This is a genomic window from uncultured Veillonella sp. (assembly GCF_963534045.1).
GTDB lineage: Bacteria > Bacillota > Negativicutes > Veillonellales > Veillonellaceae > Veillonella.
On the sequence record NZ_CAUSQT010000070.1, the window covers coordinates 1 to 5,004 of the forward strand.

General features: G+C 31.2%; 4 protein-coding genes and 1 pseudogene. 3 read left to right on the forward strand and 2 right to left on the reverse strand.

The genetic code is table 11. From position 1 onward, the window contains the following. Both RYP29_RS08155 and RYP29_RS08160 read right to left on the reverse strand, forming a co-directional pair. Positions 1–202 (reverse strand): annotated as a pseudogene (locus RYP29_RS08155) (MFS transporter); the annotation flags it as partial. A gap of 16 nt (positions 203–218) precedes the next feature. Beyond that, positions 219–2,384: an L-histidine N(alpha)-methyltransferase gene (locus RYP29_RS08160; protein ID WP_311533015.1), complete on the reverse strand. Its 2,166-nt coding sequence runs from the start codon at positions 2,382–2,384 to the stop codon at positions 219–221. A 413-nt stretch (positions 2,385–2,797) separates the two neighbouring features. Here RYP29_RS08160 and RYP29_RS08165 point away from each other — a divergent pair, with 413 nt between their 5' ends. The 3 genes from RYP29_RS08165 to RYP29_RS08175 are packed head-to-tail and all read left to right on the forward strand — an operon-like array spanning position 2,798 to position 4,904. Beyond that, positions 2,798–3,391, forward strand: coding sequence for a hypothetical protein (locus RYP29_RS08165; protein WP_287520538.1), 594 nt, complete (start codon positions 2,798–2,800; stop codon positions 3,389–3,391). Between the two features lie 27 nt (positions 3,392–3,418). After that, positions 3,419–4,006 carry a JAB domain-containing protein gene (locus RYP29_RS08170; RefSeq protein ID WP_287520540.1) on the forward strand — a complete coding sequence of 196 codons (588 nt, stop codon included), beginning with the start codon at positions 3,419–3,421 and terminating at the stop codon, positions 4,004–4,006. Positions 4,007–4,019: 13 nt separating this feature from the next. Then, positions 4,020–4,904 carry a hypothetical protein gene (locus RYP29_RS08175; protein WP_287520543.1) on the forward strand — a complete coding sequence of 295 codons (885 nt, stop codon included), beginning with the start codon at positions 4,020–4,022 and terminating at the stop codon, positions 4,902–4,904. Positions 4,905–5,004: the final 100 nt, after the last annotated feature.

Genomic DNA, 5,004 nt, shown 5'->3' on the forward strand with positions numbered 1-5,004 from the left:
TTTCTTTTACAAGTATCCCTAAAAATGGGCCTAATAACATTCCAACTAATAATGTGGCTATCGTAACTGCCCCTGTATTAAAGGGACTGTGGGTGGTATTAAATATATATGTTATAAAACCAAGTGTTGTTGCAGTGCTTCCCATTGTTGAAAAAAATAGAGCACTGTTTAAGAGAAATGAGTTTTTATTTTCTGGATTCATATTATCATCTCCTAGATTATAGAAGTACATTCAAAATAGAAACTTCGTTTTGGTTATGTATAACTTCCATTTTTTTATTTATGTCTGCTAAGAAGTGATTATACTCATCTAAGGTTGGTTTTATAGAACGATATATTTCAATCGTTTTTGACTGGTCAAGTAAAAATGACTTTTCGTTTTCTAATCTTATATTAGTTGGAGTAGTTATTTTGTATTTATAGATAAAGCCTGAAAAATAACCATCGATATTATTTTGAAATTCTATTTGAGATTCATTTAATTTCATTTGTGTCATTATTTCAAATGGTTTGGATATAAAATCTAAAAAAATTTTATTGTTATAAATATTAAGATTCTCTTTGAGATAGGATGATGTTTTTGTTAGTTGAAGACTAAAGAGTACATTAGTGGTTTTATACATTGATGCTATACTAGTAAAAATTCTCCATATTTTATTTTGATTATAGTTTCCGATAGTAAAACCAAAACAACAAAGTGTTACTGAATTAGTCTTTTTTATATTCCTAGTATTTTTTAATGCTTGATAAGCGTTTTCAAACATACAATCTAAGATAGATATATTCCAACCTTGCTTTTTTAAATAAAGTACTTTTTGAGCAATATTTTTGGGCTCGATATCTATAATGATGTATACTTTTTCTTTATCATTTAATGTTTCAATAAATTTTAGCTCTTTTTCAGATGCGCCAAAAAATATAATAGTATTATTAAATAATTCTTTTTTTGAAGCAATTTTAGTTTGTAGTAACTTTGATTCAACTTTGTGTGCATGATGAACTTTTTTATTGATGGTGCTCCATTGATTATTAATATCGTATAAATATCTTAATGTAGGTGATAAGGTATAAGTATTATTAGTGTATCTAGATAATGACAAATCCCAAGCATAAGTTTTTAATAAGTTAGTTTTTAAATTTTCTAAGTTAATTTTGTTTTCCATACATAAATTAAATAATGACATATTTTTTTGTAACTGTGTTTTTATAAAAGAATCAATACTTTCAGAATCGATTATATTTTGGATGGGAACTGTTGCAGGCAAACGCTCTCCTAACTTTGTATTTCTGATAATACAAGATAAGTTATCAGAGCTGTGTGCATGATTGACCAATTCAGTTATATATGTAAGATTTATTGTATTATCAGAGTCGACTAACTGATCTAAATTTATACCTATTGAATTAGTTGTGTGTGGACAATGCGTAAAATCACCATTTGCTAAGACTGTAATAGCTCCACTGGTGCCAAATTGACAATGGTTCCATACATATAGTGAACCTAATTCATGCCAACCACTAAACTCTCTTGACTTTTTTTCTAATTCTTGTCTAAATGTAGGCGACATACCTTTTGTATATTCTTCCCATACGTATACAGCAAAACCATTATCTTTAGCTGCATCAGTAACTGTTTTTAATAAATTATGTTGTGCGGCATCTTCAAAATGGCCTGGTGTGCCCACAGAACTTATCGCCAAATTAGTAGTGAATTCTGTAGTTTGTTTTAGCGTGAATAATTCATATACTTGTTTTGCAAGATTATATTGAGAATTAAAGAGTTTTTTCCCATATAAATCGTGCAATGCATTTGAATATTTTTCTAAACTAGGTGAAGATGAAAAAATTGATGGGTGTAAAAAAGGTAATCCATATAGACTTAATAATATACTTACATTATTTTTCTTCAGATCTTCAATTAATTGCGTATCTAGTGAATGCCCGCCAGTATAGACCATTGGTGTTAACTTTAAACCATTTACATATTTTATTAATTCTATTGTTTGATCTCTGGCACCTGTTTTTTCGAGTGGCTCTCCATGTCCAACAAATGTTACTACTTGAAGACTGTGATGATCTCTTAAATACTTTATTAAGGATTTAAGTTTATTGAGATTTAAAGTATTAGGTATAATTGATTTATCAGCAATGCAGTTAGGGCAAGCAAAACCATATTTATTGTGTCCAATTTCAATATAAGCTTGATGATTAGCCTTTCTACAAAAAAACTGAGTTGAGATATTTAATACAAAAATAGAATTAGAAAGGATTTTCTTCTGTAATAATTCTGGTAAAGCGCTAATAAATAATTGCTGTTGATATAAGCGATGTAAAGGTTTCCAAATTTTAGGATTTCTTTTTTCTGGTAACGTGCTTTTAGTCATAGTCGTACCCTCTTTTCTTAAAACTAAGCAATAATGTATTGATATGATTGCACGATTATAAAAAACAATATTTTAGAACCTCTAGAAATTTAAAATACAATTTTTCCGCTCTATTTATATTAATAAATTCTTTTTCTCTATATATAATTCCTGCATAATATAAAGATATTATGTATTGTTGTAAGATATTTATACAAGTAAAGAAATAATTTAATAAATATAATATGATAAATGATAATAACTTTTAAAATTTCAATATAAAATGGCTCTATAATAAAAATGTATATACTCAAGTAGTAATACTTGGTAATTTTAATTATATATTATAACTATAGTAGCATATATAGCTATTCCTTAAGGTTAACCCCTAGGTGTCAATGCACCTAGGGGTATTTTTTATTTGGAGGATTTGTATGAACAAATATTACCAAAACACATTCCTGTTTATCAGTAAGCACCAGTCAGTATTACAGCCATTACTGAAATCATTACAATGGGCTTTTAGACAACAGATTGAACGTTTAGATGTGCCTCTTATTCGTATGGGTATGTTAGCCAACATGCTTTCGGACAGCCGAAAACATAGCATTCTTGATTATGATCTCTATCAGCATAATCAAACAAAGGAATATATTTTACGTATTCATACAGAAAGCGAAGGCGATACACACCCTATTGATATGGAATATTGTAAAGTGTATTTGTCACCTGATACTAAATTATATTACGTATCAGAAGAACGCTCTGAACTGACCTATATTAATACAGATACATCACATGTATACTTACCTATTCGATTCAAGATTGAATTATACATTGATGAAACCTATGATATTAACTATTTTCTTAACCTAACTACTTTACAGCGATTTTTAGTGGTGACATTTCCTTCACTACATATTGATATCTTCGACGGTATTAAAGCGATTCGCTCTAAAATCAATCGTCATATTAAATCGCTAAATACTAATAATTGGTGTCAAATTTCCAGTTATGAATCTAAATAATTTATTTCTATACAAGGAGAATCTATTATGAATACTACAGTTGAAGCTATGTTAACAGAAATTTTGCCAAAAGCATCCGTCCAAGAGTTAGTGGAACGTTATGGAGATCCATATGATGCATTATTCCATGCAGAAGAATCTGAGTGGTATGATGCACCAGGTATGGGAAATCGTGGCATTGCCAAGCTACGTGCCATTAAATCTATCATTAAGAATGTGCAAAACAGGCCTCGTAAAGCCCCTATTAATGTAGGTAGACCTATTGATATCTATAAAGCTATGTCAGATATGCAGTACTTTGAAACCGAACACGTACGAGTGCTATATCTTAATGCCAGAAATAATCTAATTAAATCTGAAGATATCTCTATTGGAGATGTAACGACGGCCTCTCTAGATATTAAATGCATTTTTTCTTCGGCTGTTCGTTTAAAAGCTTGTGGGATTGTCATTGTTCATAACCACCCTTCTGGCGATTCCCATCCAAGTGAATTAGATATTCGTTGCACTAAGCGAGTTGCTGAAGCAGGTAGATTATTTGATATTCCAGTACTAGACCACATCATCATCGGACATGGTGAATTTCATAGTATGAGTGAATGTGGGCAATTATAAGGAGGATATGATTATGCCAGCCAAACGATTTATTTGCCCAAATGGGGATGAAATTAATATGTATGAATGCTTATTGCGGTGCCCACAAGGTACGAGGTGTATGTTTTTACCTACATTACGAGCGGTAGCTACATCATTAGAACGTAATTTAACCAAACCGTCTGTTACCGAATTATTAAGTGGTACTCGCGAATTATATCTCAAAAAGATTACAGAATATGCCGTAGATCCACAAAAGCAACTATACGCCTTACATGGTTCTGCTGTGCATACAATTACAGAACGTCATACTAGCGGTAACATGCTTTCAGAAGAACGCTTAAAAAATAACACCACAACAGGGCAATTTGATTTATATGGGCAAGTGTTATCTAATACGGATACTACGCTAGGTGATCTAAAAATAACAAGCTCATATAAGCTTATGAAAGCATTAGGGTATTATAAACAAGATGTTGAAACTGGTGAAGTATATAAGACGGGAGTAAAAAAAGGCCAACCTAAAACACGAAAAGAATTATTCACAGATGGAGTACGTCATGTGTTAGATTGGGCCTTACAATTGAACTATTACAGACTACTGTTAGAAGAAGAAAATTACACCGTATCGTCTATGGTGATTCAGGCGTTATGTCGTGATACAGGGTTACGTATTGCTTCTGAACGAGGTATTACAAAGCCGTTATATCTTATTCCTATCAACCCAATCAGCAATCATTGGTTGAAACGATATATGGAAACTAAAGCAAAACGGTTACAACAAGCCATAGAAACAGGTGTAGTGCCGAAGAAATGTAGCCAACGTGAAACTTGGAATGGTAAAAAATGTGAAGGCTATTGTGCTGTATCCGCTCAATGCAAAGCGATTGAAGAAGCACAACAAGTTAAGTCAGCATAATAGAAAGGAATCATTATGACACAATACTGCGGTATTATCATTACAGAGACAGAACTCTATGTATCTGTGGTAAAAAGAATACAAAATAAAATTAAGGTAC

Bases quoted from the DNA above. Each gene is read 5' to 3' on its own strand.
- RYP29_RS08160 (WP_311533015.1), bottom strand. From the start codon at position 2,384: ATGACTAAAAGCACGTTACCAGAAAAAAGAAATCCTAAAATTTGGAAA.
- RYP29_RS08165 (WP_287520538.1), top strand. From the start codon at position 2,798: ATGAACAAATATTACCAAAACACATTCCTGTTTATCAGTAAGCACCAG.
- RYP29_RS08170 (WP_287520540.1), top strand. From the start codon at position 3,419: ATGAATACTACAGTTGAAGCTATGTTAACAGAAATTTTGCCAAAAGCA.
- RYP29_RS08175 (WP_287520543.1), top strand. From the start codon at position 4,020: ATGCCAGCCAAACGATTTATTTGCCCAAATGGGGATGAAATTAATATG.